We start from the raw sequence: 22724 nt of genomic DNA, 5'->3' as shown, positions 1-22724 counted from the left end.
TCCTAGGACTTTATGTACGGCTTGCCGCTGGCCGCCGGCCCGCGGATCTGACCGGCGAAACCGGCGACCGCGAGAAGCGTCACGACATACGGGAGCATCAGCATGAACTCGCCGGGGATCGGTGTCTTGAGGATCGACAGCAGGTTCTGCAGGTTCGTCGCGAAGCCGAACAGCAGGGCGGCGAGCGTCGCGCGAATCGGATCCCAGCGTCCGAAGATCACGGCGGCGAGGGCGATGAAGCCGAGACCAGCGGTCATGTCCTTGCCGAACTGCGGCACCGAGACGAGCGTGAAGTACGCGCCGCCGATGCCGGCGATCGCGCCCGCGAGCAGCACGTTCCAGAACCGCGTCGAGTTGACCTTGATGCCGACCGTGTCCGCGGCCTGCGGGTGCTCGCCGACGGCGCGGACCCGGAGGCCCCACTTCGTGCGGTACAGGCCCCAGGCGACGATGGCGACGGTGATGAACATGAGGTAGACGATGAACGTCTGGTTGAAGAGCACCGGACCGATGATGGGGATGTCGCTGAGCAGCGGGATCTCGATGCGGCTGAAGCGCACCGGGGTGTTGAGCTCTGCCTCGTTCGGTGCGAGCAGCGCGCCGTAGAGGAACCCGGTGAGACCGCTGACGAGCACGTTGAGCACGACACCGACGATGACCTGCTCGACGAGGTACTTGATCGCGAACGCGGCCAGCACGGCGGCGACGAGCACGCCGCCGAGCATCGCACCCAGCAGTCCGATGAACGGACTGCCGGTGACGCTCGAGAGCAGCGCGGCAGAGAACGCGCCGAGGAGCAGCTGGCCTTCGATCGCGACGTTGACCACGCCCGCCCGCTCGCCGATGACGCCGCCGAGGGCGCCGAACACGAGGGGAACGGAGAGGGAGACGGCTCCGAAGAGCAGGCTGCTGACGGGAACGAGGCCACCGGCGCCCGCCCACACGAGGAACCCGAAGACGGCGATCACGCTGAAGGCGATCACCAGCCAGATCGACGGCTTGCGGTACGTCCACGCCCGCAGGAACGCAAGCACCGACAGCAGCGCGAGGATCACGATGACGACCCAGCTGGTCGGCCCGGTCGGCAGCGCCACGTCGGGCAGCGCGAACGGCGACGACGGGTCGTTGAGTCGGAAGCTGCTGGTGCCGCTGCGTGGCACGAGCAGGAAGAGGAGCGCCAGCAGCACGGTGGCTGCGGCGAGGACGATCGGCGCTTTCAGGTGCCGCTCGCGCACGGTGGCGAGCTGCACGGTTCCGTCGGCGGCTTCGCTCTGGACGAGGGAGGTCATGCGGTCACCGCCTTCTTCGTGGCTTTGGCTCTCGCCTTGGCCGCCTTCTCGAGGTCGGACTTCGGCAGGAAGAACACTGCGCGCAGCAGAGGCGGCGCGGCGATGAACAGCACGACGAGCGACTGCACAACGAGCACGATGTCGACCGGGATGTCCTGCGCCTGCATCGAGAACGAGCCCGCCTTCAGGGCACCGAACAGGATGCCCGCCGCGAAGGTGCCCCATGCACGGCTGCGGCCGAGCAGGGCGACGGTGATCGCGTCGAAGCCGATCCCGGCGTCGATCGTCTCGGTGATACCGGTCGTGACCGCACCCTGCACCTGGTTCATGCCGGCCAGACCGGCGAGAGCACCGGCCAGGAGCATCGCGTAGACGTAGACGCGCTGCACGCTGATTCCGGCTGCGCGCGCGGCGTGCGGGTTCTCACCCACGGCGCGCATCCGCATTCCGAGCGACGAGCGCTCGATCAGCCACCAGACGAAGAGGGTCGCGATGATCACGATCACGAACCCGAGGTCGAGCAGCGGGAACTGCGGCCCGAGGAGCTCGGGGAACTGCGCGCTCTCAGGGGTGGCGTAGCCGAGGGCCTGATTCGTGCCGGGCTTCTGCAGCAGACCGGGTGTGCGGATCATCCACAGCAGCAGGTAGTACGCCACGTAGTTGAGCATGATCGTGAGGATGACCTCGTGCGCGCCCGTGCGCGCCTTGAGCAGACCGGCGATCGCGCCCCACAGCGCTCCGCCGGCGATGCCGGCGATCAGGGTGACCGGGATGTGCAGCCAGAACGGCAGGTCGAGCTGGAAGGTGAGGAGACCAGCGGCCGCCACGCCGATGAGCATCTGACCGCGCGCACCGATGTTGAACAGGCCGACGCGGAAGGCGAGGGCGACGCCGAGACCGGCGGCGATCAGGGGCGCCGCGAAGCCCAGCGTGTTGGTCAACGGGCGGATCTGCGCCGCGAAGTCCGCACCGCGTGCGTTGAAGATCGCTCCGCGGAAGAGCGCCTCGTAGCCGTTGTAGACCGCGTTCCAGATCGCGGCGAAGGTGTCGCTCGGACGCTGGAAGAAGTAGCCGGATGCCTCCAGCACGTCCTCGTTGGTGAAGGCGATCAGGATGCCGCCGACGACCAGAGCCAGGAAGATCGCGAGGATCGTCGTGACGGCGCTGCCGCGGAGCATCTCCTTCAGGATCACGTTGCCGCGCGGGGGCGGCGGAACCTCGCCCGTATCGCGCGGCGTCGTGGTCGTGTTCACCGAGAGCTGATCGGCGGAACCCCGTCCCACCGAGTCGCTCCCGTGTGGCGTCGTACCGCTCATGCGGCCACCTCTCCCTCGGCGGCGCCCGCCATCATCAGTCCCAGCGTCTCGCGCGGGGTGTCGCCGGGAACGATCCCGACGATCGTGCCTCTGTACATGACGGCGATGCGGTCGGCGAGAGCCGCCACCTCGTCGAGCTCGGTCGAGACGACCACGACGGGGATGCCCGCGTCTCTCGTCTCGATGATCCGCTTGTGGATGAACTCGATGGAGCCGACGTCGACTCCACGGGTCGGCTGCGCGGCGACGAGCAGTTTGAGCTCGCGGCTCATCTCGCGTGCGATCACGACCTTCTGCTGGTTTCCTCCTGAGAGGGTGCCTGCCGCGGTGTGCGGGCCCTGCGTGCGGATGTCGTACTCGCTGATCCGTGCGCGGGCGAAGTCCTCGAGCGCAGATCGCCGGATGGTCCCACCCCGGCTGAACTCCTCGTCGCCGGTGCGGTCGAGGATCAGGTTCTCCGCGACAGAGAAGCCTGCGACGAGTCCATCCTCGGTGCGGTCCTCGGGCACGAAGCCGACACCCGCGTCGAGGATCGCTCGCACGCTCTTGCCGACCAGTTCGGTGCCTCCGAGGGTGATCGATCCTTCGACCCTGGCCGCGAGGCCGACGATGGCCTCGACCAGCTCGGTCTGCCCGTTGCCCTGCACTCCGGCCACGGCGAGCACTTCGCCAGGGCGCACGGAGAAGTCGATGCCGTCGACGACGATCGCCCCCGCGGAGGTGAGCACGCGCAGTCCCTTGACCTCGAGGCCGCCCTCACCGAGGCGCGGCGGGTCCTTGTGCACGGTGAGCTCGACCGCGCGTCCGACCATCAGAGAGGCCAGCTCGGCGTTGGTCGCCGTGGGCGATGCCTCGCCGACGATGCGGCCGAGGCGGACGATCGTGATCGTGTCCGCGACCTCGCGCACCTCACGCAGCTTGTGGGTGATGAAGACGATCGCCGTGCCTTCGTCCCGCAGCTGACGCATGATGCCCATCAGCTCGTCGGTCTCCTGCGGCGTGAGCACAGCGGTGGGCTCGTCGAAGACCAGGACCTTGGCGTCGCGCGAGAGCGCCTTGATGATCTCGACCCGCTGCTGCACGCCGACGGGGAGGTCGCCGACGATGGCATCAGGGTCGATGTCGAATCCGAAGCGGGCGGCGACGGAGCGGACGTGCTCACGCGCCTTCGTGATGTCGAGGGTGCCCAGGCCCTTGGTCTGCTCGTGGCCGAGCATGACGTTCTCCGCCACCGTGAACACCGGGACGAGCATGAAGTGCTGATGCACCATTCCGATGCCGGCGTTCATCGCGTCGCCGGGGCCGCGGAACCGCTGGACGACGTCGTCCAGGAGGATCTCGCCCTCGTCGGCCTGATACAGCCCGTAGAGGACGTTCATCAGAGTGGACTTGCCTGCACCGTTCTCGCCGAGCAGCGCATGGATCTGCCCCGGCTCGACGACCAGGTCGATGTGGTCGTTGGCCACCAGGGTTCCGAACCGCTTGGTGATACCGCGAAGTTCGAGCTTCATATCTGCACCTTATCCAGAAGTGTCATCCAGAAGAGTCCGAAGAATCTCCGGCGCATCGCACGGGGATCGCCCGGATGCGCCGCGAACAGTCGTCATCGTCCGTCCACGGCGCGGGGCGAGTGGCCGCTTGCACCACTCGCCCCGCCATGGATGTGAACTGCTTACGGGGAGTTCTCCGACTCCACCGTGATGTCACCCGAGATGATCTGCTCCTGCAGAGCCGAGATCTCATCGAGCAGCCCGTCGGGCAGGTCGCCCTCGAAGGCACCGAAGCCCGAGAGCTTGACGCCCTCGTTCTCGAGCGTGCCGATGTAGGGAGCCGGGTCGAAATCGCCCTCGGATGCGGCGACGGTCGCGTCCTCGACGGCGACGTCGATGGCCTTCATGATCGAGAAGAGGGTGACATCGGCCACGCTCTCATCGGCCACCGCGAGGTCGCTGTCGACGCCGACCAGCAGCGTGTCCTTGCCGCTGTCGGCGATGGCCGCCGCAGCACTCTGGTAGATCGGTCCACCGACCGGGAGGATCACGTCGACGCCCTGGTCGAGCACGCCCTGGGCGGTCTGCTTGGCGGTGTCGTTCGCGTCGAAGCCGCCGGTGAAGGAGCCCTTCTGCGTGGCGGCGTCCCAGCCGAAGACCTCGACGGCGCCCGACTTGTCCTCGTTGTACTTCTCGACGCCGAGCTGGAAGCCGTCCATGAACACGGCGACCGACGGGATCTGCATTCCGCCGAAGGTGCCGACCTTGTTCACGCCCGATGCAGCAGACCAGCCGGCGGCGGCGTAGCCACCGAGGTAGGCGGCCTGAGCCGTGTCGAAGACGAGGGGCTTGATGTTGGGAGCATCGGTGGTGCCGTCGAAGTCGTTGTCGGCATAGTCATCGATGATCGCGTAGTCGATCTCGGGGTTGGCGAGAGCGGACTCGACGGTCGCGGCGGAGAGCTTGAAGCCGACTGCGACGATGAGCGAGCAGCCCTCCGAGACAGCGGTCTCGAGGTTGGGCGCGTAGTCGTTGTCGTTGGCGGACTCGAACTCGATCGGCTTGACGCCGAGAGTCTCCGCTGCGCGGTCCATGCCCTCCTTGGCGGACTGGTTGAACGACTTGTCGTTCCAGCCGCCCGCGTCCGAGACGAGGCAGGGGATGAAGTCGGAGTCAGCCTCGCCGCCGCCGGTTCCGCCCGATTCGGTGGGAGCCTGGCCGCAGCCGGCAAGTGCGAAGACGACGCCAGCGGCGATGGTCGCGCCGAGCAGCTTCTTGGTGGTGGAGATGGTCAACTCATGCCTCCTGAACGGTGCCGCGGCCCTCGCGGATCGCTCAAAGTTACCTAGTGTTTCGACTTTTGTGCATGCACGAGGGCGAAGCGCTGGCGAATGGTTACAAACCTGAAACCAAGACAGCCGATGAGCGACGGTGCGTGCTCATCAGAGCACGTCGCTCCGCCCCGTCAGCTTCAGGGACTCGACGACACCCTTCACTCGCTGCGCATGTTCTATCGTCGTGACGAGCAGAGCGTCTGGCGTGTCGACCACCACGATGTCCTTCACGCCGATCAGGCTGATCACGCGAGAGGTCTGACTGACCAGGATCCCGCTGGCAGCGTCCGACAGCACCCGGGCTTTCGGCCCGAGCACGGCGAGGTCGTTCTTCCGACCGTTGTTGATGAGCTTGGTGAGGGAGGCGAAGTCCCCCACGTCGTCCCAGTCGAAGTGCCCTGGCACGACCGCGAGGCGTCCGCGTCGCGCAGCCGGCTCCGCCACCGCGTAGTCGATCGCGATCTTCTTCAGCCCGGGCCAGATCCGATCCACGGCGGGGCCGCGGCGCTCACGGTCGTCCCATGCCTCGGCGAGCTCGAGCAGCCCGGCGTGCAGGGCCGGCTCGTTCGCGGCGAGCTCATCGAGCAGCACGCTCGCCTTGGCGATGAACATTCCGGCGTTCCAGAGGTAGCCGCGGTCGGCGAAGTAGGCCTTGGCGGTCTCGAGGTCGGGCTTCTCGACGAAGCTCTCGACCAGGGCGGCCTCGCGCGCCCCTTCGACGAGGAGCTCCGCGCCCCTCTTGATGTAGCCGAAGCCGATCGCAGGCTCGGTCGGAGAGATGCCGATCGTGCAGATGTATCCCTCGCGCGCGACCTCGACGGCGTCGCGGACGGCGAACTCGAACACACGCGTGCTGCGGATGACGTGGTCGGCGCTGAACGAGCCGATGATCACGTCGGGGTCTCTCCGATGCAGGACTGCGGCCGCCAACCCGATCGCCGCCGCGGACTCGCGCGGCTCCGACTCCAGGAACACATTCAGATCCGGTATTCCGGGCAGTTCCGCCTCCACCGCCGCGCGGTGGGCCCGGCCGGTGACCACGGCGATCCGGTCGGCCCCGGCCAACGGCTCCAGCCTGTCCCACGTGTCGCGCAGCAGGGAGTGCCCGGAACCCGTGAGATCGTGCAGGAACTTCGGCGCGTCCGCGCGGGAGAGAGGCCAGAGTCGGCTGCCGATTCCGCCGGCAGGGATCACGGCGTAGAAGTTCTCGATGGGTTGGCTCACCCTGCCAGGGTATCCCCACGGAAAGTCTCGACATCGAGACACTTAGGCTCCCCTTCGTCGCCCGCAGTCGTCTCACGGGAATAGGATGGTGTCCGATCGGCCGTGCCTGATGACAGCAGGCTCACGCTTGGAAGACGCACTGCACGCGACCGAGTCACTTCGATCCAGGGAGGACGACCGTGTCCACAAGCGCTCGCTTGACACCGTCGATTTCGGAAACCACTTCCAAGACGCCACGCGGCACCCTCTACCGGGGTCGCGAAGGCATGTGGTCGTGGGTGCTTCACCGCATCACCGGAGTCGCCATCTTCTTCTTCCTGTTGGTGCATGTGCTCGACACTGCACTCATCAGGGTCTCCCCCGAGGCGTACAACGCCGTCATCGGCACGTACAAGAACCCGATCATGGCGCTCGGCGAGGTCGTGCTGGTGGCAGGCATCGTGTTCCACGCGATGAACGGCCTGCGCATCATCGCCGTCGACTTCTGGTCCAAGGGTGCCAAGTACCAGCGCCAGCTTTTCTGGGGCGTGCTTCTGGTGTGGGGCATCATCATGGCGGGCTTCGTGCCTCGTCACCTGATGCTCGCGTTCGCCGGCTTCGGAGGAGGACACTGATGACCGCTCAGACCGTCGCAGCCCCTGTCCGCCGTCAGCGCGGATTCAACCTCGAGAAGTGGGGCTGGCTCTTCATGCGCGCCTCCGGCCTCGTGCTCGTCGTGCTCATCTTCGGACACCTGTTCATCAACCTGATGGTCGGCGAGGGCATCCACGCCCTGGACTTCGCGTTCATCGCCGGAAAGTTCGCCACGCCGTTCTGGCAGTGGTGGGACGTCCTCATGCTCTGGCTCGCGCTGATCCACGGCGCCAACGGCATGCGCACGATCGTCAACGACTACGTGACGAACAACACCGCTCGCAAGGCGCTGATCTGGGCCCTCGGCCTGGCCGCGGCCCTGCTCATCATCCTCGGCACCCTGGTCGTCTTCACGTTCGACCCGTGCCTCGGCGTGACCGAGTCGAGCACACTGTGGGAACAGTGCCAGACGCTGGGCAAGTAGAAGAGAAGGCATACGAGAAGTGACTACCGAGACCCAGGATTCCGTCGTGCGCGACGGCGTGCACTACCACCAGTTCGACATCGTGATCGTGGGCGCCGGCGGCGCCGGCATGCGAGCGGCCATCGAGGCAGGCTCCGGCGCGAAGACCGCGGTCATCTCCAAGCTCTACCCGACGCGGTCGCACACCGGTGCGGCGCAGGGCGGCATGGCGGCTGCGCTCGCGAACGTCGAGGAGGACAGCTGGGAGTGGCACACCTTCGACACCGTCAAGGGCGGCGACTACCTGGTCGACCAGGACGCTGCGGAGATCCTCGCCAAAGAGGCGATCGACGCGGTCATCGACCTCGAGAACATGGGCCTCCCCTTCAACCGCACGCCCGAGGGCAAGATCGACCAGCGTCGATTCGGCGGCCACACCGCCGAGCACGGCAAGACCCCGGTGCGCCGCGCATGCTACGCCGCCGACCGCACCGGTCACATGATCCTGCAGACGCTGTTCCAGAACTGCGTCAAGCTCGGCATCAACTTCTTCAACGAGTTCTACGTCCTCGACCTGCTCACGGTGAAGGACGCCGACGGCAAGACCCAGATCTCGGGCGTCGTCGCATACGACCTCTCGACCGGTGAGCTGCACGTGTTCCAGGCCAAGGCCGTGATCTTCGCGACCGGCGGCTTCGGCAAGATCTTCAAGACGACCTCGAACGCGCACACCCTCACGGGTGACGGTGTCGGCATCGTCTGGCGAAAGGGCCTCCCCCTCGAGGACCTCGAGTTCTTCCAGTTCCACCCGACCGGACTGGCCGGACTCGGCATCCTCCTCACCGAGGGCGCCCGCGGCGAGGGAGCCATTCTGCGCAACGCCTCGGGTGAGCGCTTCATGGAGCGCTACGCACCGACGATCAAGGACCTCGCACCTCGCGACATCGTCGCCCGCTGCATGGTGCAGGAGGTGGCCGAAGGCCGCGGCGCCGGTCCTCACAAGGACTACGTGCTGCTGGACTGCACTCACCTGGGTGCCGAGGTTCTCGAGACCAAGCTGCCCGACATCACCGAGTTCGCCCGCACGTACCTGGGTGTCGACCCGGTCGTCGAGCCCGTGCCGGTGATGCCGACGGCCCACTACGCGATGGGCGGCATCCCCACGAACAACGACGCAGAGGTTCTCGCCGACAACACCACCGTCGTCCCGGGTCTCTACGCCGCCGGCGAGTGCGCCTGCGTCTCGGTGCACGGCGCCAACCGTCTCGGCACCAACTCGCTGCTCGACATCAACGTGTTCGGCAAGCGCGCAGGCCGCAATGCGGTGGAGTACGTCAAGACCGCCGAATTCGTGCCGCTTCCGGAGAACCCCGCCGGGTTCGTCTCCGGGATGCTCGAGGGCCTGCGCAACAACCAGGGCACCGAGCGCATCGCCGTGCTCCGCAAGGCGCTGCAGGACGAGATGGACAAGGGCGCGCAGGTCTTCCGCACGCACGAGTCGCTCGAGCACGTGCTCGGCGTCATCAAGGAACTGCGCGACCGCTACATGAACGTGCACGTCGACGACAAGGGCAAGCGGTTCAACACCGACCTGCTCGAGGCCGTCGAGCTGGGCTTCCTGCTCGACATCGCCGAGGTCGTCGTCTATGCCGCGCAGAACCGTGAGGAGAGCCGGGGCGGCCACATGCGCGACGACTTCCCCACCCGCAACGACGAGAAGTACATGCAGCACACGATGGCCTATCTCACGGGCGATCCGCACTCCTCCACTCCGAGCGATCACATCAAGCTCGACTGGAAGCCGGTCGTGTTCACGAAGAACGAGCAGGGCGAGTTGAACTACCCGCCGATGGAGAGGAAGTACTGAGCATGTCGAACGCCATCGCCGAAGCTCCCGCAGACACGACGCAGGACACGGGCATCCAGTCCTTCATCGTCACGTTCAACATCCGTCGATTCGACCCCGAGATCGACTCCGAGCCGCACTGGGTCGACTACGACGTGGAGCTGTACTCGACCGACCGCGTCCTCGACGCCCTGCACAAGATCAAGTGGGAGGTCGACGGCTCGCTCACGTTCCGCCGCTCGTGCGCCCACGGCATCTGCGGCTCTGACGCGATGCGCATCAACGGCCGCAACCGCCTGGCGTGCAAGACGCTGATCAAGGACCTCGACATCTCGAAGCCGATCTACGTCGAGGCGATCAAGGGCCTGCCGCTCGAGAAGGACCTCGTCGTCGACATGGAGCCGTTCTTCGCGTCGTACCGCGAGGTGCAGCCGTTCCTCGTCGCGAACTCGGTGCCGGAGAAGGGCAAGGAGCGGGTCCAGTCGATCGCGGATCGCGAGATCTTCGACGACACGACCAAGTGCATCCTCTGCGCCGCGTGCACCTCGTCGTGCCCCGTCTTCTGGACCGACGGTCAGTACTTCGGACCCGCGGCGATCGTGAACGCGCACCGCTTCATCTTCGACTCCCGCGATGACAACGCTGCGGTCCGTCTCGACATCCTCAACGACAAGGAGGGCGTCTGGCGCTGCCGCACGACCTTCAACTGCTCCGAGGCCTGCCCCCGCGGCATCGAGGTCACCAAGGCCATCGCCGAGGTCAAGCAGGCAGTGCTTCGCGGTCGTCCGTGACCCTCGCGCGCTGACGACGACGGGCGGGCTCCTTCACGGAGTCCGCCCGTTCTCTCTGTGTGGATAGGGTGAGGATGTGTCTGATCCTGCTGGCGCCGAGAGCGAGCCCCGCCGCCTCGACGCGGCCGTCGAACGGGCCACCGCACTGACCCAGCGCACGCTCGGGCTGTTCCCCGTGCGCGTGTGGCGTCACTTCCTGCAGCACAACGGGTTCCTCCTCGCAGCGGGCGTGAGCTACCAGGCGCTGTTCGCGATCTTCGCGGCGATCTATCTCGCCTTCGCCATCGCCGGTCTCTGGCTCGGAGGCAGCACCGAAGCGGTCGACGGCATGATCGACATCATCAACAGCTACATCCCCAACCTGATCCAGGACGAGGGCGGGGTGTTCACCCCGCAGCAGGTGCAGGAGATCGCTGCGAGCACGACCGGGCTGCTCAGCATCACCGGTCTGATCGCACTCGGAACCGTGATCTGGACGGCCATCGGCTGGGTGACGTTCTCGCGGCGCGCGACGCGCGACATCTTCGGCCTGCCGCCCGACCGCCGCAGCTACGTCATCCTGAAGGCGAGGGATCTGCTCGCCGCGCTGATCTTCGGAGCGTCGCTGATCGCCGGTTCGCTGCTCAGCTCCGCCAGCGCGGTCGCGATGAGCTGGATCCTGAGCCTGCTGGGATGGGGATCCGCCCTCGACGGCCTCACCAGCATCCGGATCGGCACAGTGCTCGTGTCCTTCGCGCTGCTGTCGGGCGCACTCGCGGCGATGGTGCGCTTCCTCACCGGCACATCCCTGCACTGGAGCACGATCTGGCCGGGCGCGCTCCTCGGCGGCGGGGCGATGACGATCCTCCAGTTCGGCGCGGGATTCCTGCTGAGCTACACGCCGACGAATCCGCTGCTCGCCACGTTCGCGATCTTCATCGGTCTGCTGCTGTGGTTCAGGGTGAACGGCGTGGTGATGCTGGTCGCCTCCTCGTGGATCGCCGTCGCGGCGAAGGATCGTGACCTGCCGCTGCTGGCCCAGTCCGACGCGGAGCGGCGGGCGGCTGAACACCAGACCCTGGTGGCAGCAGCCCGCATCCGCGTGCGCGAGGCGCACGAGGCTCGCGCGACGGCTCCGTGGTACCGCGCCTGGGCCGCCGCCAGGGCCGTGCATGCGACGGAGCAGGAGCTCGCCGACCTGGAGGCCTCCGCTCCCCCGCCCGTCGATGCGAGCTCCGCCTTCGCCCAGCGTCTGCTGGCCGATCTGCAGCGTCCGTCCAAGGATGTCGGCGGCCCTCGTTAGGCTGGTGAGCATGCCTCATCTGCGTATCGCCTCGGTCAATGTCAACGGAATCCGAGCGGCGGCTCGCAACGGTATGAGCAGCTGGCTCGATGCGGCCGACGTCGACATCCTGACGCTGCAGGAGGTCCGCGGGCAGGACGAGCACCTCGAGGCCGCGCTTCCCGGATGGACGTTCGTGCACGATGAGGCCACGGCCAAGGGACGCGCCGGCGTGGCGATCGCGAGCCGCGTGCCGGCCATCGCCTCCCGCACCGAGTTCGGCGACGACGACTTCGATTCGAAGGGACGCTGGATCGAAGCTGATTTCCTCATCGGAGACCGCCCGCTCACGGTGGTCAGCGCCTACGTGCACAGCGGCGAGGCCGACACTCCGAAGCAGGAGGAGAAGTGGAAGTTCCTCGATGCGTTCGGTGTGCGTCTCGCGGACCTCGGCGATGATGACGGCGCGCTCGCTCTCGTGACCGGTGACCTGAACGTCGGCCATCGCGAACTCGACATCAAGAACTGGCGGGGCAACCGCAACAAGGCCGGTTTCCTCCCCCGCGAGCGCGCGTACTTCGACCGGTTCCTCGGAGCGGCGGGCGAGACGGTCGAGTCCGCAGACGGCTCGACCGGCACCGGTCTCGGCTGGGTCGACGTCGGGCGCGTGTTCCACGGTGAGGTCGACGGGCCGTACACGTGGTGGTCGATGCGCGGTCAGGCATTCGACAACGATTCGGGGTGGCGCATCGACTACCACCTCGCGACTCCCGCGCTCGCCGAGCGGGTCACGGCCTATCACGTCGCCCGCGCGGCCGCGTACGACCAGCGCTGGAGCGACCACGCTCCGGTCGTGGTCGACTACACCTACTGACCCTTCGCACCGACTGCCCGCGGTCTCGGTCTGGGTTGCGGTCTGGGTCTTGATCTTGATGCGATCAGGCCGTGACGAGAGCGACGATCAGCCCGGCCGCGATCGCGAGGTAGCCGACCATGCTCCACAGGTAGGCCGTGCCCCTGAGTGCGCGCGGGAACACGAGCGGCACCGCGATCGCGACGAGGATCCCGGCGATGAGCGCGAGGAACGTGCCGAAGATGATCCCATAGCCGTGCGGGTCGCCGCTCGTCCATCCGAACCGGCTGCTCAGCGCCATCCACGCGAGCAGGACGAACGGTGCGCCGAACAGCACCGTGAGCACGACTCCGATGATGCGAGAGATGCCATCGCCGCGTTCCCTATCGGCGCCGGCGACATCCGGAGCAGTCGTCATGGAGGGAGTCTCCCCCGCCGGCTCGCGGACCACCACCACCCCCATAGGATTGATACCGTGACGAAACCTCGCCTCTACTCAGGAATGCAGCCCTCCGCCGACTCTCTGCAGATCGGCAACTACATCGGAGCGCTCCTGCAGTGGCGGGACCTGCAGAGCTCGTACGACGCGTATTTCTCGGTGGTCGACCTGCACGCGCTCACGGTCGCACAGGACCCCGCGGAGCTGCGTGAGAAGACCCGCCGGACCGCCGCCCAGTACATCGCCGCGGGCATCGAGCCCTCGCTGTCGACGCTGTATGTGCAGTCGCACGTCCGCGCGCACGCGGAGCTCGCCTGGATCCTCTCGACGATCACGGGTTTCGGTGAAGCCGGCCGCATGACCCAGTTCAAAGACAAGTCCGCGCGCTACGGCGCCGACGCGACGAGCGTCGGCCTGTTCACCTACCCGGTGCTGATGGCCGCCGACATCCTGCTCTACCAGACCGACGTCGTGCCTGTCGGCGATGACCAGAAGCAGCACGTCGAGCTCACGCGAGACCTGGCCGAGCGCTTCAATTCGCGGTTCGGAGAGACGTTCGTCGTGCCGCGACCCGTGATCCAGAAGGACACGGCGCGCATCTACGACCTCCAGAACCCGACGTCGAAGATGTCGAAGTCGGCAGAGAGCGACGCGGGCGTGCTGTGGATGCTCGACGACCCGGCGAAGTCGGCGAAGAAGATCATGCGCGCGGTGACCGACAACGAAGGCTCGGTCCGCTTCGATCGCGAGAGCAAGCCCGGCGTCTCGAACCTGCTGGCCATCTACGCGGCGCTCTCAGGACGACAGGTTCCCTCGATCGAAGACGAGTATGCGGGCCGCGGCTACGGCGACTTCAAGAAGGGGCTCGCCGAAGTGGTCGTGAACGAGTTCGAACCCGTGCGTGCTCGTGCACTCGAGCTTCTCGACGACCCGGCCGAGCTCGATCGGATCCTCGCGCAGAACGCTGCGCGCGCGGATGCCGTCGCCGACGCGACCCTCGGAGCGGTCTACGACCGGGTCGGACTGCTTCGTCGCGTCTGACCTCGACAGCCATAGGATGGGGGCGTGACTGATCCGCAGCAGCCCCCGTCCGGTGCCGTCCCCCCTGTGCCTCCCGTGCCCCGGTCGGACGAGGAGCAGCCGCAGTCCGCATCGCCCGTGTCGTCGCCGGCGCCGCAGATCTCGACGCCGGCGCCGCCCGCACCGCCTTCGTACTCGACGCCTCCGGCTCCGCCCGCGTACCAGGGCGCGCCTCCCGTCTACCAGGGCGCACCCCCCGCGGCTCCCGCCGCACACGGCGAACAGGCCTTCCCCGCTCCCGCCGCCCCGACCCAGCCGTTCTCCGCCGGTCAGCCCGCACCCGCATACCCGGCACCGACGGGCGCCCCCGTGTACCCGCATCCCGCGGGTCAGCAGCCCGGCGCACCGACCTACCAGGCGGCTCCTCCCGGCGCCTACCAGGTTCCGGTCGGTGGCTACTCGGCGCCCGCAGGCGCGTATCAGGCGCCGATCACCGGGGAGAAGAAGTCCGGGCTGATGGGCATCCTGGCGCTGACCCTGGCGATCGTGGCCGCTGTCGTCACGCCGATCGTCGCCGGAGTCGCCGGCTTCGACATCGGTCGTCGTCTCCCGGGCGGTCTCGACACGACCGATCCCGACTTCCTGTCGATCCTCTCGCCCGCGCGGGACCAGGTGCTGTGGGCGGAGATCTCGTTCTGGACAGGGACGATCCTCGGCATCGCCGCCATCGTCATCGGCATCATCGCGATTCGCAAGAAGCAGGCGCGCGGCGCGGGCATCACTGCACTCGTCGTCGCGGTGCTCGGCCCGATCATCTTCTGGGTCGTGCTGCTGGTCACCCTGTCGACCGGCACCGCGACCGGCTTCCTGCCGTAACGAAGCGGTGCGACGACCGCACCTCGTTCGGCTCAGCGTGGCGCGTGGTGCTTCTGCTGCGCGGAGAGCAGGCCCTCCTCGACGAGCAGCTCGACCGCGTCCGCCCCGTCTGACACGAGAATCGGCAGGTTCGCGCGCTCGTCTTTGCCGAACGGCGAGAGCACCCAATCGGCGGGGTCCTGTCGACCCACCGGGCGACCGATGCCGACGCGCACCCGCGGGAACTCCGGCGTGGTGAGGGCGCGGGCGATGTCGCGCACCCCGTTGTGTCCGCCGTGGCCTCCGCCGATCTTGAGCTTGACGGTGTCGAAGGGGATGTCGAGCTCGTCGTGGACGACGATGACCTGCTCCGGCGGCACCGAGTAGAAGCGAGCGAGAGCCGCCACCGGCGTGCCGGAGACGTTCATGAACGTGTTGGGCTTGGCCAGCACGAGCTTGTCACCGCCCGGACGCACCCAGGTCTCGACGACACGTGCCCCGCCCTTGTGCTCGCGAAAGCTCTCGCCACGACGCGAGGCGAGCTCGTCGACGACCATCTGGCCGATGTTGTGGCGCGTGGCCTCGTATCGCGGGCCGGGGTTGCCGAGCCCCACCACGAGCCAGGTGGATGCCATGTGATCGTCCTCTCGCATGCGGGCCCTTCGCGGTGCCCGGGTCAGGATACGACAGAGGGGGCGCGATCTGCTCGCGCCCCCTCTGTGATGCAGTCAGCTGTGCGCTGCGCCTGCGGAGATCACTCCGCGGCGGGAGCCTCCTCGGCGGAAGCCTCGTCGGCTCCGGCCTCGTCCTCACCCAGCGACTCCTCGGCCGGGATCGCGATCGCGACGACGAGCACCTCGGGGTCGGTCAGCAGCGTCGAGCCCTTGGGGAGCGTGACGTCGGCGGCGGTGATGTGCGCGCCCTCTTCGAGACCCTCGACCGAGACCTCGACGTTCTGCGGCAGGTGCGTGGCCTCGGCCTCGATCGAGATCGTGTTCGCGTCCTGGTTGACGATCGTGCCGGGAGCCGGCTCTCCGGTGACGATGACGGGAACGTCGATCGTGACCTTCTCGCCCTTGCGAACGACCAGCAGGTCGATGTGCTCGATGATCTGGTGCACCGGGTCGCGCTGGACATCCTTGACGAGGGCGAGCTGGTCCTTGCCGTCGATGTCGAGCTCGAGCAGCGCGTTCGCGCGGCGGATGATCAGCGAGACCTGGTGGCCGGGCAGTGCGACGTGCACGGGGTCGGTGCCGTGACCGTAGATGACGGCGGGGATCTTGCCTGCGGCGCGCAGACGACGGGCGAAGCCCTTGCCGAAGCTCTCGCGGAGCTCGGCCTTGACCTTGGTGTCTTCAGACATGGGGTTCTCCTTCGGGGCACGCAGCGACAGCTACGCGGTGGTCTTGGAATTGTTCTCGAACGCAGACACGTGAGGAAAGCCACCGGCTTGCTTCGCCGCGTCGATAACGGATGCCAGCGCACGCGCAGAAGCATCCCTCGCCGAGGTACTCCTCTCATGGTACCGGATGAGCCGATAGGCTGAGAACACCGATCCCCTCTCTGCAGAACATGGAGTTCCCACATGCTCGACGGTGTCTTCTTCTCCCACGCGATCGCCTGGCTCATCGGCGCGATGACCGTGTGCGCCGCAGGCTTCACCTTCGCGGCTCTGTTCTCGCTCGGGCGCTCGGGGTACCGCAAGGACTGATCTCCTCGCGTCCGACACCACCCGTCACACGGGAGCACCACCCCGGACGCCGCGATAATCTGGGAGCATCCCCTTCTTCTCGATCTAGGAGCCATCTGTGCCCGAAGCATCAGCGAACATCGGAGTCGTCGGACTCGCCGTCATGGGTTCGAACCTCGCCCGCAACCTCGCCAGCCGCGAGGGCAACACGGTGGCGATCTTCAACCGCAGCTACGAGAAGACCGAGACGCTCGTCTCCGAGCACCCTGAGGCCGGCTTCATCCCGGCCAAGACGTACCAGGAGTTCGCCGACTCGCTGCAGAAGCCGCGCACGGCGATCATCATGGTCAAGGCCGGCGGCCCGACCGACGCCGTGATCGACTCGCTCGTCGAGGTCTTCGAGCCGGGCGACATCATCGTCGACGGCGGCAACGCGTACTTCCCCGACACGATCCGCCGCGAGAAGGCCGTCCGCGAGACGGGCATCAACTTCGTCGGCGCCGGCATCTCGGGCGGCGAAGAGGGCGCGCTCACAGGCCCGTCGATCATGCCCGGCGGCTCGGACGAGTCCTGGATCACCCTCGGCCCGATCCTCAAGTCGATCGCCGCGATCGCCGAGGGCGAGCCGTGCGTCACGCACGTCGGCCACGACGGCGCGGGCCACTTCGTCAAGATGGTGCACAACGGCATCGAGTACGCCGACATGCAGCTGATCGCCGAGGCCTACGACCTCATCCGTCGCGGCACGGGCAAGTCCCCCGCCGAGATCGCCGAGATCTTCGCCGAGTGGAACAAGGGCGAGCTCGAGTCGTACCTGATCGAGATCACCGCAGAGGTGCTGCGCCAGGTGGATGCCGAGACCGGCAAGCCGCTCGTCGACGTCATCCTCGACCAGGCCGGGGCCAAGGGCACCGGCGCGTGGACCGTGCAGACCGCCCTGTCGCTCGGCGTTCCCGTCTCGGGTATCGCCGAGGCCACCTTCGCCCGATCGCTGTCGTCGCACCCCGAGCAGCGCGAGGTCGCAGGCTCCCTTCCCGGCCCTGACGACGCGTTCACCGTCGCCGACGAGGCCGCGTTCATCGAGGACGTGCGTCTCGCGCTCTACGCCTCGAAGATCGTCGCCTACTCGCAGGGCTTCGACGAGATCCGCGCGGGCGCGGCAGAGTACGGCTGGAACATCGACCTCGGTGCGATCAGCAAGATCTGGCGCGGCGGCTGCATCATCCGTGCGCAGTTCCTCAACCGCATCGCCGACGCCTACGCCGCAGAGCCCGGCCTGCCCGTGCTGCTGACGGCTCCCTACTTCACTGAGGCGATCACCCGCGCGCAGGCGCCGTGGCGTCGCGTCGTGGTCGCGGCGGCTCAGGCCGGCATCCCCGCTCCGGCGTTCTCGTCGTCGCTGTCGTACTACGACGGCATCCGCGCCGACCGCCTCCCGGCCGCCCTCGTGCAGGGACAGCGCGACTTCTTCGGTGCGCACACCTACAAGCGCATCGACAAGCCGGGCACGTTCCACACGCAGTGGTCGGGCGACCGCACCGAGATCGAAGCCGAAGACACGCACTGAGCGCTCTCTGACGCATGACGAAGGCCCCGGCGAGTGTCGCCGGGGCCTTCGTCTTGTCTCACCTGGTGATGTCCTGCACCGTCCCCTTTGCGAGCCGCAGCCGCCTCGTCGCCCGGCGAGCCACCGCCGAGTCGTGCGTGACGACGATCATGGTGATCCCCTCGGCGCACAGTCCCTCGAGCAGCGTGAGGATCTCGTCTCGCATGCTCTCGTCGAGGTTGCCGGTCGGTTCATCGGCCAGCAGCACCCGAGGCCGCTTCACGATCGCCCTGGCGATCGCCACGCGCTGCTGCTGACCGCCCGAGAGCTCGGTCGGCAGGTGGTCACCACGGTCGTCGAGGCCGACGTGAGCGAGCGCCTGCGCCACGCGGGCCGATCGCTCGGCGCGGCTCAGCGAGGCAGGCTCGAGCGCCATGTTCACGTTCTCGGCAGCCGTGAGGGTCGGGATGAGGTTGAACCCCTGGAAGACGAAGCCGATCTCCTGGGCCCGGATCCGAGTGAGCTCACGAGCGGATGCGGAGGCGAGCTCGATGTCGCCGAGCTTCAGCGACCCCGAAGACGGCTTGTCGAGCGCTCCCAGCAGCTGCAGCAGCGTCGATTTGCCTCCTCCAGTGGGCCCCTGGATCGTGACGAACTCGCCGGGATCGATGGTGAGATCGACACCGGTCAGCGCCTTCACCGTCCTTGCCTTCTGCCGGTAGGTGCGAGTGACGCTCTGCGCGCGGTATATCGGCGCCGCGGCATCCGTCCCGTTCGCCGTGGGGGCGATGTCTGCGATGGTCATGATGTCTCTCCTCTGTCTGTGATGTCTCGTGAACTCTGTCTGTGATGCCTCGTGAACCGTCAGGCGACGGAACGCAGTGCCTCGGCAGGGCTCAGTCGCGCCGCCCGCCATCCGCCGAACGCTCCGGCCACGAGGCCACCGAGCACGGCGAGACCGACGGCCGCGACCAGCACCCAGGGGGTGAAGGGGGCCTGCAGCACGATGTCGGCCGCCTGTTGCGTCTGGAACATGCCGCCACCTCCGGCGGGTCCGCCACCCGTTCCCCCGGGGCCGCCTTCGGCAGTGCCCGCGGCAGCAGCGGCGACCGTCGGCTTCACGAGGTTGATGACGACGATCCCGGTGATGCCGAGCACCAGGCCTACGGCGCCGCCGATGAGCCCCTGCACCATCGACTCGCCCGCGACCTGACGCACGACACGGCCGTTGGACCAGCCGATCGCTTTGAGGGTGCCGAACTCTCTCGTGCGACGTGAGACGCCAGACAGCGTCAGCAGCACCGAGAGCAGCACGGCGACAGCGAGCACGATGATCGACAGCCAGGTGCCGAGGTTCGTGATCAGCGAGGTCGCGCTCGACAGCGACCCTGAGACGGTCGATGCGAGCTCGGACTGCGACGTGACGGTGGCATCGGGAAGCTCGTCGGCGAGTGCCGTCTGCACAGCGTCGATGGACGCCGCCGACTCGGCCTGCACGTAGACGGTGGAGACGACGTCTCCGGCACCCGAGAGCTCCTGGGCCGTGTCGAGGGGCAGGTAGACGTTGGCCGCGGTGTCGGCGGAGTCGGAGGTGGATGCCACGATGCCGACGATCTCGACATCGGAACCGGCGACGTCGATCGTGTCACCGACGGCGATCTCGTTCGTGCTCGCGTAGGTGGCGTCGACGAGGGCGACGAACGCACCCGCATCATCGCTGTCGAGAGCGCGGCCGTCGCTGATCTCGACCGAGGCGAGCGGACCCACCGACGTCACGGCCGGATCGATGCCGAGCACCGTGAACGACTCGACGCCGAAGGAGCCGCCACCGCCGCCGCCCTGGGGCGGTGCGTCGCCCTCGGTGGGAGCGGTGCCTTCAGCGGTTCCGTCCTGCGCTCCGAAGCCGCCGCTGGGCAGCTCACCCGAGAAGGTCGAGTTCGTGAGGCTGAGCGCGGCGGATGCCGCCGTCACGCCGTCCGTCGCCGTCACCGTGTCGAGCACGGTCGCGTCGAGAGTTCCGCGCATGAAGTCCGTCATCAGGGTCGACTGACTCAACGTCGTCGTGTCGCCTTCGGTGGCTCCGTCCTCCGATCCGAAGTCGAAGCGCTGACCACCGCCCTCCCCCGGCTCAGCCGCGGCCCCGGTGACCGTGAGGTCGGTTCCGACGCCGTAGACCGACTCCAGTGCCTGGGCCTGCGCATCGCGCACTCCCGCGGTGAGCGCGTTGACGACGATGACCAGGGCGATCGCGATGGCGAGCCCGATCGCGACGATCATCGTCTGTCTCTTGCGGCCCGCCAACTCGCGCCGCAGATATGTCCCGTACATGTGTCTCCTTCCGCCGCGCCGTTCGCGGGCCGATGATGACGCTAGGGAGCGGACTTTTGCGAGATCGAGGGAGGAGTGATGAGAAGACTATGGCCGGCGGATCTCACAGCCCACGCATAGCGCTCTCCATAGAAACCCCATAGGTTATTCCGCAGAATGTACTCATGAGCTCCGATCTCCCCGAACTGCGCCGCCCCGACGGCTCCCCGCTGCGCATCCTCGCCGTCGACGACGAGCAGATGCTCACCGATCTCCTCGCGATGGCCCTGCGGATGGAGGGCTGGGAGGTGCGCACCGCATCATCCGGCCTGGAGGCGCTGCAGGTCGCGCGCGAATTCGAACCCGACGCGCTCGTGCTCGACATCATGATGCCCGACCTCGACGGCATGGCCGTGCTGCGGCGCCTTCGCGAATCCGGCAGCCTCGTGCCGGTGCTCTTCCTCACTGCGAAGGATGCCGTCGGCGACCGGGTCGCCGGCCTCACCGCCGGTGGTGACGACTACGTCACGAAGCCGTTCAGCCTGGAAGAGGTGATCGCCCGACTGCGCGCGATCATCCGCCGCACCGGACACGCGACGGCCGACGACGGTCAGTCGATCCTCCGCGTCGCCGACCTCACCCTCAACGAGGACAGCCACGAGGTCGTCCGCGACGGCACCGAGATCGAGCTGACCGCGACCGAGTTCGAGCTGCTCCGCTACCTGATGCGCAACGAGCGACGAGTGCTGTCGAAGGCCCAGATCCTCGACCGGGTGTGGAGCTACGACTTCGGCGGAAAGTCGTCGGTCGTCGAGCTGTACATCTCGTACCTGCGCAAGAAGATCGACGCCGGGCGCACCCCGCTGCTGCACACGGTGCGAGGTGTCGGCTACATGATCAAGGCGCCCCAGTGAGCCTGACGGGGATGGCTCGGCGACCGATGAGTCTGCAGACACGGCTGATGACAGCCGTGATCGGGTTCGTCTCGCTCATCCTCGTGATCGTCGCTGTGATCACCAGCGCTCTGCTCGGCGGGACGCTCGAGCGACAGCTCGAAGTGCGCCTGAACAGCTACTCGGTGCAGGTGACCAAGTGGGTCAGCCAAGTGCCAGCCCATTTCTCAGACATCGACACCGTCCTAGCCGAAAGAAACCCGGGTGTTCCCGGAATCCTTCTGGCAGTGTCCAGCACCGAGGGAGGCACCAGTGGGGTCGTGTTCCCCGATACGAAAGGCGAATTGAGCGGAGTCTCGCAGCCACTGACCAGCAGCGACCTCGATCGGATCAACTCGGCGCTGGGAGGCCGCGCGAGCGGCACGGTGACCCTGGAAGACTTCGGCTCCTACCTCGTCGTCGTGCAACAGGCGCCGAACGGCGTCAACGTCGTGACGGGCCTCCCCCGCACCGAGATCCAGAATCAGCTCGCGACGCTGCTCACCGTGATCGCTCTCGCGACGATCGGCGGTCTGATCCTCCTTGCCCTCACGACTGCCATCACGATACGCGTGGGGCTGAGACCGCTGCGCGCCGTCGCGGCGACCGCCACACGCGTCGCGAACCAGCCGCTCGATCGAGGTGAAGTGCAGATCACCGAGCGCGTTCCGGCGTCCGAGGCCGATCCACGCACCGAGACCGGTCTGGTCGGTTCGTCTCTGAACAAGCTTCTCGACCACGTCAACGACTCCCTCGCGTCGAGGCAGAAGAACGAGGAGCGGATGCGGCGCTTCGTCGCCGATGCGAGCCACGAGCTGCGCACCCCGCTGTCGTCGATCCGCGGGTACTCCGAGCTCTCGCTGCGCGCGCTGAAGCAGCAGGGCGGCGAGGCGGCCGTCGAGAGCACCACCACGTCGCTCGAGCGCATTCAGGCTCAGTCGCTGCGCATGACGCGCCTCGTCGAGGACCTGCTGCTGCTCGCCCGTCTCGACGAGGGACGGGAGCTGGTCTACGGCACCGTCGACCTGACCCAGCTCGCGCTCGAGGGCCTCTCCGACGCACGCCCGACTGCGGCAGACCATCACTGGAACATCGAGGCTCCTGATGAGCCCATCGTCATCGTCGGCGACGCCGGACGGATGCATCAGGTCGTCGCGAACCTTCTCGCCAACGCGCGGACGCACACCCCCGCGGGCACCTCGATCACGCTCAGCGTGAGTCGCGAAGGTGATGAGGCCGTGTTGCGGGTGCACGACGACGGGCCCGGTATCGACCCCGGCGTGCGCGATGAGCTCTTCGCCCGGTTCGCGCGTGGCGACAGCTCCCGCGCTCGTCAGACCGGCGGCACCGGCCTCGGACTGGCCATCGCGAAAGCGATCGTCGAGGGCCACGGCGGCCACCTCACCGTCGCCAGCCAACCCGGCGACACGACGTTCACGGTGCGACTCCCCCTGAGCCCGGCCACTGCATCCACCGGCTGACGTCCCGTCCCCAA

Annotated in this window: 22 protein-coding genes; 12 read left to right on the top strand and 10 right to left on the bottom strand. The window is 67.4% G+C overall.

Annotated features, from left to right (window positions below):
• Nucleotides 1–2 precede the first annotated feature (2 nt).
• From MRBLMI13_RS15685 to MRBLMI13_RS15665, 5 genes are all read right to left on the bottom strand, one after another.
• A complete protein-coding gene (locus MRBLMI13_RS15685) occupies nucleotides 3–1289 on the bottom strand; it encodes an ABC transporter permease (protein ID WP_042536470.1) in 1287 nt (428 codons plus the stop codon).
• A complete protein-coding gene (locus MRBLMI13_RS15680) occupies nucleotides 1286–2605 on the bottom strand; it encodes an ABC transporter permease (RefSeq protein ID WP_042536469.1) in 1320 nt (439 codons plus the stop codon). The genes MRBLMI13_RS15685 and MRBLMI13_RS15680 overlap by 4 nt, the downstream gene beginning before the upstream one ends.
• Nucleotides 2602–4116: an ABC transporter ATP-binding protein gene (locus MRBLMI13_RS15675; RefSeq protein ID WP_042536468.1), complete on the bottom strand. Its 1515-nt coding sequence runs from the start codon at nucleotides 4114–4116 to the stop codon at nucleotides 2602–2604. The genes MRBLMI13_RS15680 and MRBLMI13_RS15675 overlap by 4 nt, the downstream gene beginning before the upstream one ends.
• Nucleotides 4117–4277: 161 nt before the next feature.
• On the bottom strand, nucleotides 4278–5390 hold the full coding sequence (locus MRBLMI13_RS15670; RefSeq protein WP_056373402.1) for a BMP family lipoprotein: 1113 nt from the start codon (nucleotides 5388–5390) through the stop codon (nucleotides 4278–4280).
• A 147-nt stretch (nucleotides 5391–5537) separates the two neighbouring features.
• On the bottom strand, nucleotides 5538–6653 hold the full coding sequence (locus tag MRBLMI13_RS15665; RefSeq protein ID WP_042540325.1) for a mannose-1-phosphate guanylyltransferase: 1116 nt from the start codon (nucleotides 6651–6653) through the stop codon (nucleotides 5538–5540).
• A gap of 179 nt (nucleotides 6654–6832) precedes the next feature.
• Between MRBLMI13_RS15665 and sdhC the strand changes: the two genes are divergently transcribed.
• The 6 genes from sdhC to MRBLMI13_RS15635 all read left to right on the top strand — a co-directional run bounded on the left by sdhC (nucleotide 6833) and on the right by MRBLMI13_RS15635 (nucleotide 12461).
• On the top strand, nucleotides 6833–7267 hold the full coding sequence (gene sdhC / locus MRBLMI13_RS15660; RefSeq protein WP_072591539.1) for a succinate dehydrogenase, cytochrome b556 subunit: 435 nt from the start codon (nucleotides 6833–6835) through the stop codon (nucleotides 7265–7267).
• On the top strand, nucleotides 7267–7710 hold the full coding sequence (locus MRBLMI13_RS15655) for a succinate dehydrogenase hydrophobic membrane anchor subunit (RefSeq protein WP_042540324.1): 444 nt from the start codon (nucleotides 7267–7269) through the stop codon (nucleotides 7708–7710). The genes sdhC and MRBLMI13_RS15655 overlap by 1 nt, the downstream gene beginning before the upstream one ends.
• A gap of 19 nt (nucleotides 7711–7729) precedes the next feature.
• A complete protein-coding gene (gene sdhA, locus MRBLMI13_RS15650; RefSeq protein ID WP_042540323.1) occupies nucleotides 7730–9556 on the top strand; it encodes a succinate dehydrogenase flavoprotein subunit in 1827 nt (608 codons plus the stop codon).
• A 2-nt stretch (nucleotides 9557–9558) separates the two neighbouring features.
• Entirely contained in the window at nucleotides 9559–10326 is a 768-nt protein-coding gene (locus tag MRBLMI13_RS15645; protein WP_042540321.1) for a succinate dehydrogenase iron-sulfur subunit, read from the top strand.
• A gap of 76 nt (nucleotides 10327–10402) precedes the next feature.
• A complete protein-coding gene (locus MRBLMI13_RS15640; protein ID WP_367823313.1) occupies nucleotides 10403–11608 on the top strand; it encodes a YihY/virulence factor BrkB family protein in 1206 nt (401 codons plus the stop codon).
• A gap of 10 nt (nucleotides 11609–11618) precedes the next feature.
• Nucleotides 11619–12461 carry an exodeoxyribonuclease III gene (locus tag MRBLMI13_RS15635; protein WP_367823315.1) on the top strand — a complete coding sequence of 281 codons (843 nt, stop codon included), beginning with the start codon at nucleotides 11619–11621 and terminating at the stop codon, nucleotides 12459–12461.
• 64 nt (nucleotides 12462–12525) lie between these two features.
• Here the strand turns inward: MRBLMI13_RS15635 and MRBLMI13_RS15630 are convergent, their stop codons facing one another.
• Nucleotides 12526–12858, bottom strand: coding sequence for a hypothetical protein (locus tag MRBLMI13_RS15630; protein ID WP_367823317.1), 333 nt, complete (start codon nucleotides 12856–12858; stop codon nucleotides 12526–12528).
• Between the two features lie 57 nt (nucleotides 12859–12915).
• Here MRBLMI13_RS15630 and trpS point away from each other — a divergent pair, with 57 nt between their 5' ends.
• Entirely contained in the window at nucleotides 12916–13920 is a 1005-nt protein-coding gene (gene trpS / locus MRBLMI13_RS15625) for a tryptophan--tRNA ligase (RefSeq protein ID WP_367823319.1), read from the top strand.
• Between the two features lie 24 nt (nucleotides 13921–13944).
• Entirely contained in the window at nucleotides 13945–14775 is an 831-nt protein-coding gene (locus tag MRBLMI13_RS15620; protein ID WP_367823321.1) for a hypothetical protein, read from the top strand.
• A gap of 32 nt (nucleotides 14776–14807) precedes the next feature.
• Here the strand turns inward: MRBLMI13_RS15620 and pth are convergent, their stop codons facing one another.
• Nucleotides 14808–15389: an aminoacyl-tRNA hydrolase gene (pth, locus tag MRBLMI13_RS15615; RefSeq protein WP_367823323.1), complete on the bottom strand. Its 582-nt coding sequence runs from the start codon at nucleotides 15387–15389 to the stop codon at nucleotides 14808–14810.
• Between the two features lie 119 nt (nucleotides 15390–15508).
• The gene (locus MRBLMI13_RS15610; protein WP_042540311.1) at nucleotides 15509–16117 is read right to left on the bottom strand and encodes a 50S ribosomal protein L25/general stress protein Ctc; all 609 of its coding nucleotides are present in this window, start codon (nucleotides 16115–16117) and stop codon (nucleotides 15509–15511) included.
• Between the two features lie 222 nt (nucleotides 16118–16339).
• Between MRBLMI13_RS15610 and MRBLMI13_RS15605 the strand changes: the two genes are divergently transcribed.
• Both MRBLMI13_RS15605 and gndA read left to right on the top strand, forming a co-directional pair.
• Nucleotides 16340–16465, top strand: coding sequence for a hypothetical protein (locus MRBLMI13_RS15605; RefSeq protein ID WP_256381367.1), 126 nt, complete (start codon nucleotides 16340–16342; stop codon nucleotides 16463–16465).
• Nucleotides 16466–16562: 97 nt separating this feature from the next.
• Nucleotides 16563–18011, top strand: coding sequence for an NADP-dependent phosphogluconate dehydrogenase (gene gndA / locus MRBLMI13_RS15600; protein WP_042540310.1), 1449 nt, complete (start codon nucleotides 16563–16565; stop codon nucleotides 18009–18011).
• Between the two features lie 58 nt (nucleotides 18012–18069).
• Here the strand turns inward: gndA and MRBLMI13_RS15595 are convergent, their stop codons facing one another.
• Together MRBLMI13_RS15595 and MRBLMI13_RS15590 are read right to left on the bottom strand one after the other, a co-directional pair.
• On the bottom strand, nucleotides 18070–18795 hold the full coding sequence (locus MRBLMI13_RS15595; RefSeq protein WP_367823326.1) for an ABC transporter ATP-binding protein: 726 nt from the start codon (nucleotides 18793–18795) through the stop codon (nucleotides 18070–18072).
• Nucleotides 18796–18854: 59 nt separating this feature from the next.
• Entirely contained in the window at nucleotides 18855–20318 is a 1464-nt protein-coding gene (locus MRBLMI13_RS15590) for an ABC transporter permease (protein ID WP_367823328.1), read from the bottom strand.
• A 164-nt stretch (nucleotides 20319–20482) separates the two neighbouring features.
• On the opposite strand from MRBLMI13_RS15590, the gene MRBLMI13_RS15585 reads away from it, so the two are divergent.
• Nucleotides 20483–21211, top strand: coding sequence for a response regulator transcription factor (locus MRBLMI13_RS15585; protein WP_042540306.1), 729 nt, complete (start codon nucleotides 20483–20485; stop codon nucleotides 21209–21211).
• Between the two features lie 26 nt (nucleotides 21212–21237).
• A complete protein-coding gene (locus MRBLMI13_RS15580; RefSeq protein WP_414685986.1) occupies nucleotides 21238–22710 on the top strand; it encodes a sensor histidine kinase in 1473 nt (490 codons plus the stop codon).
• Nucleotides 22711–22724 lie beyond the last annotated feature (14 nt).

This window comes from Microbacterium sp. LMI13-1-1.1, assembly GCF_040815625.1.
In the GTDB taxonomy this organism is placed as follows: Bacteria; Actinomycetota; Actinomycetes; order Actinomycetales; family Microbacteriaceae; genus Microbacterium; species Microbacterium forte.
The sequence above is the reverse complement of the archived record's forward strand: the minus strand, read 5'-3'. Positions and strand labels throughout refer to the sequence as shown.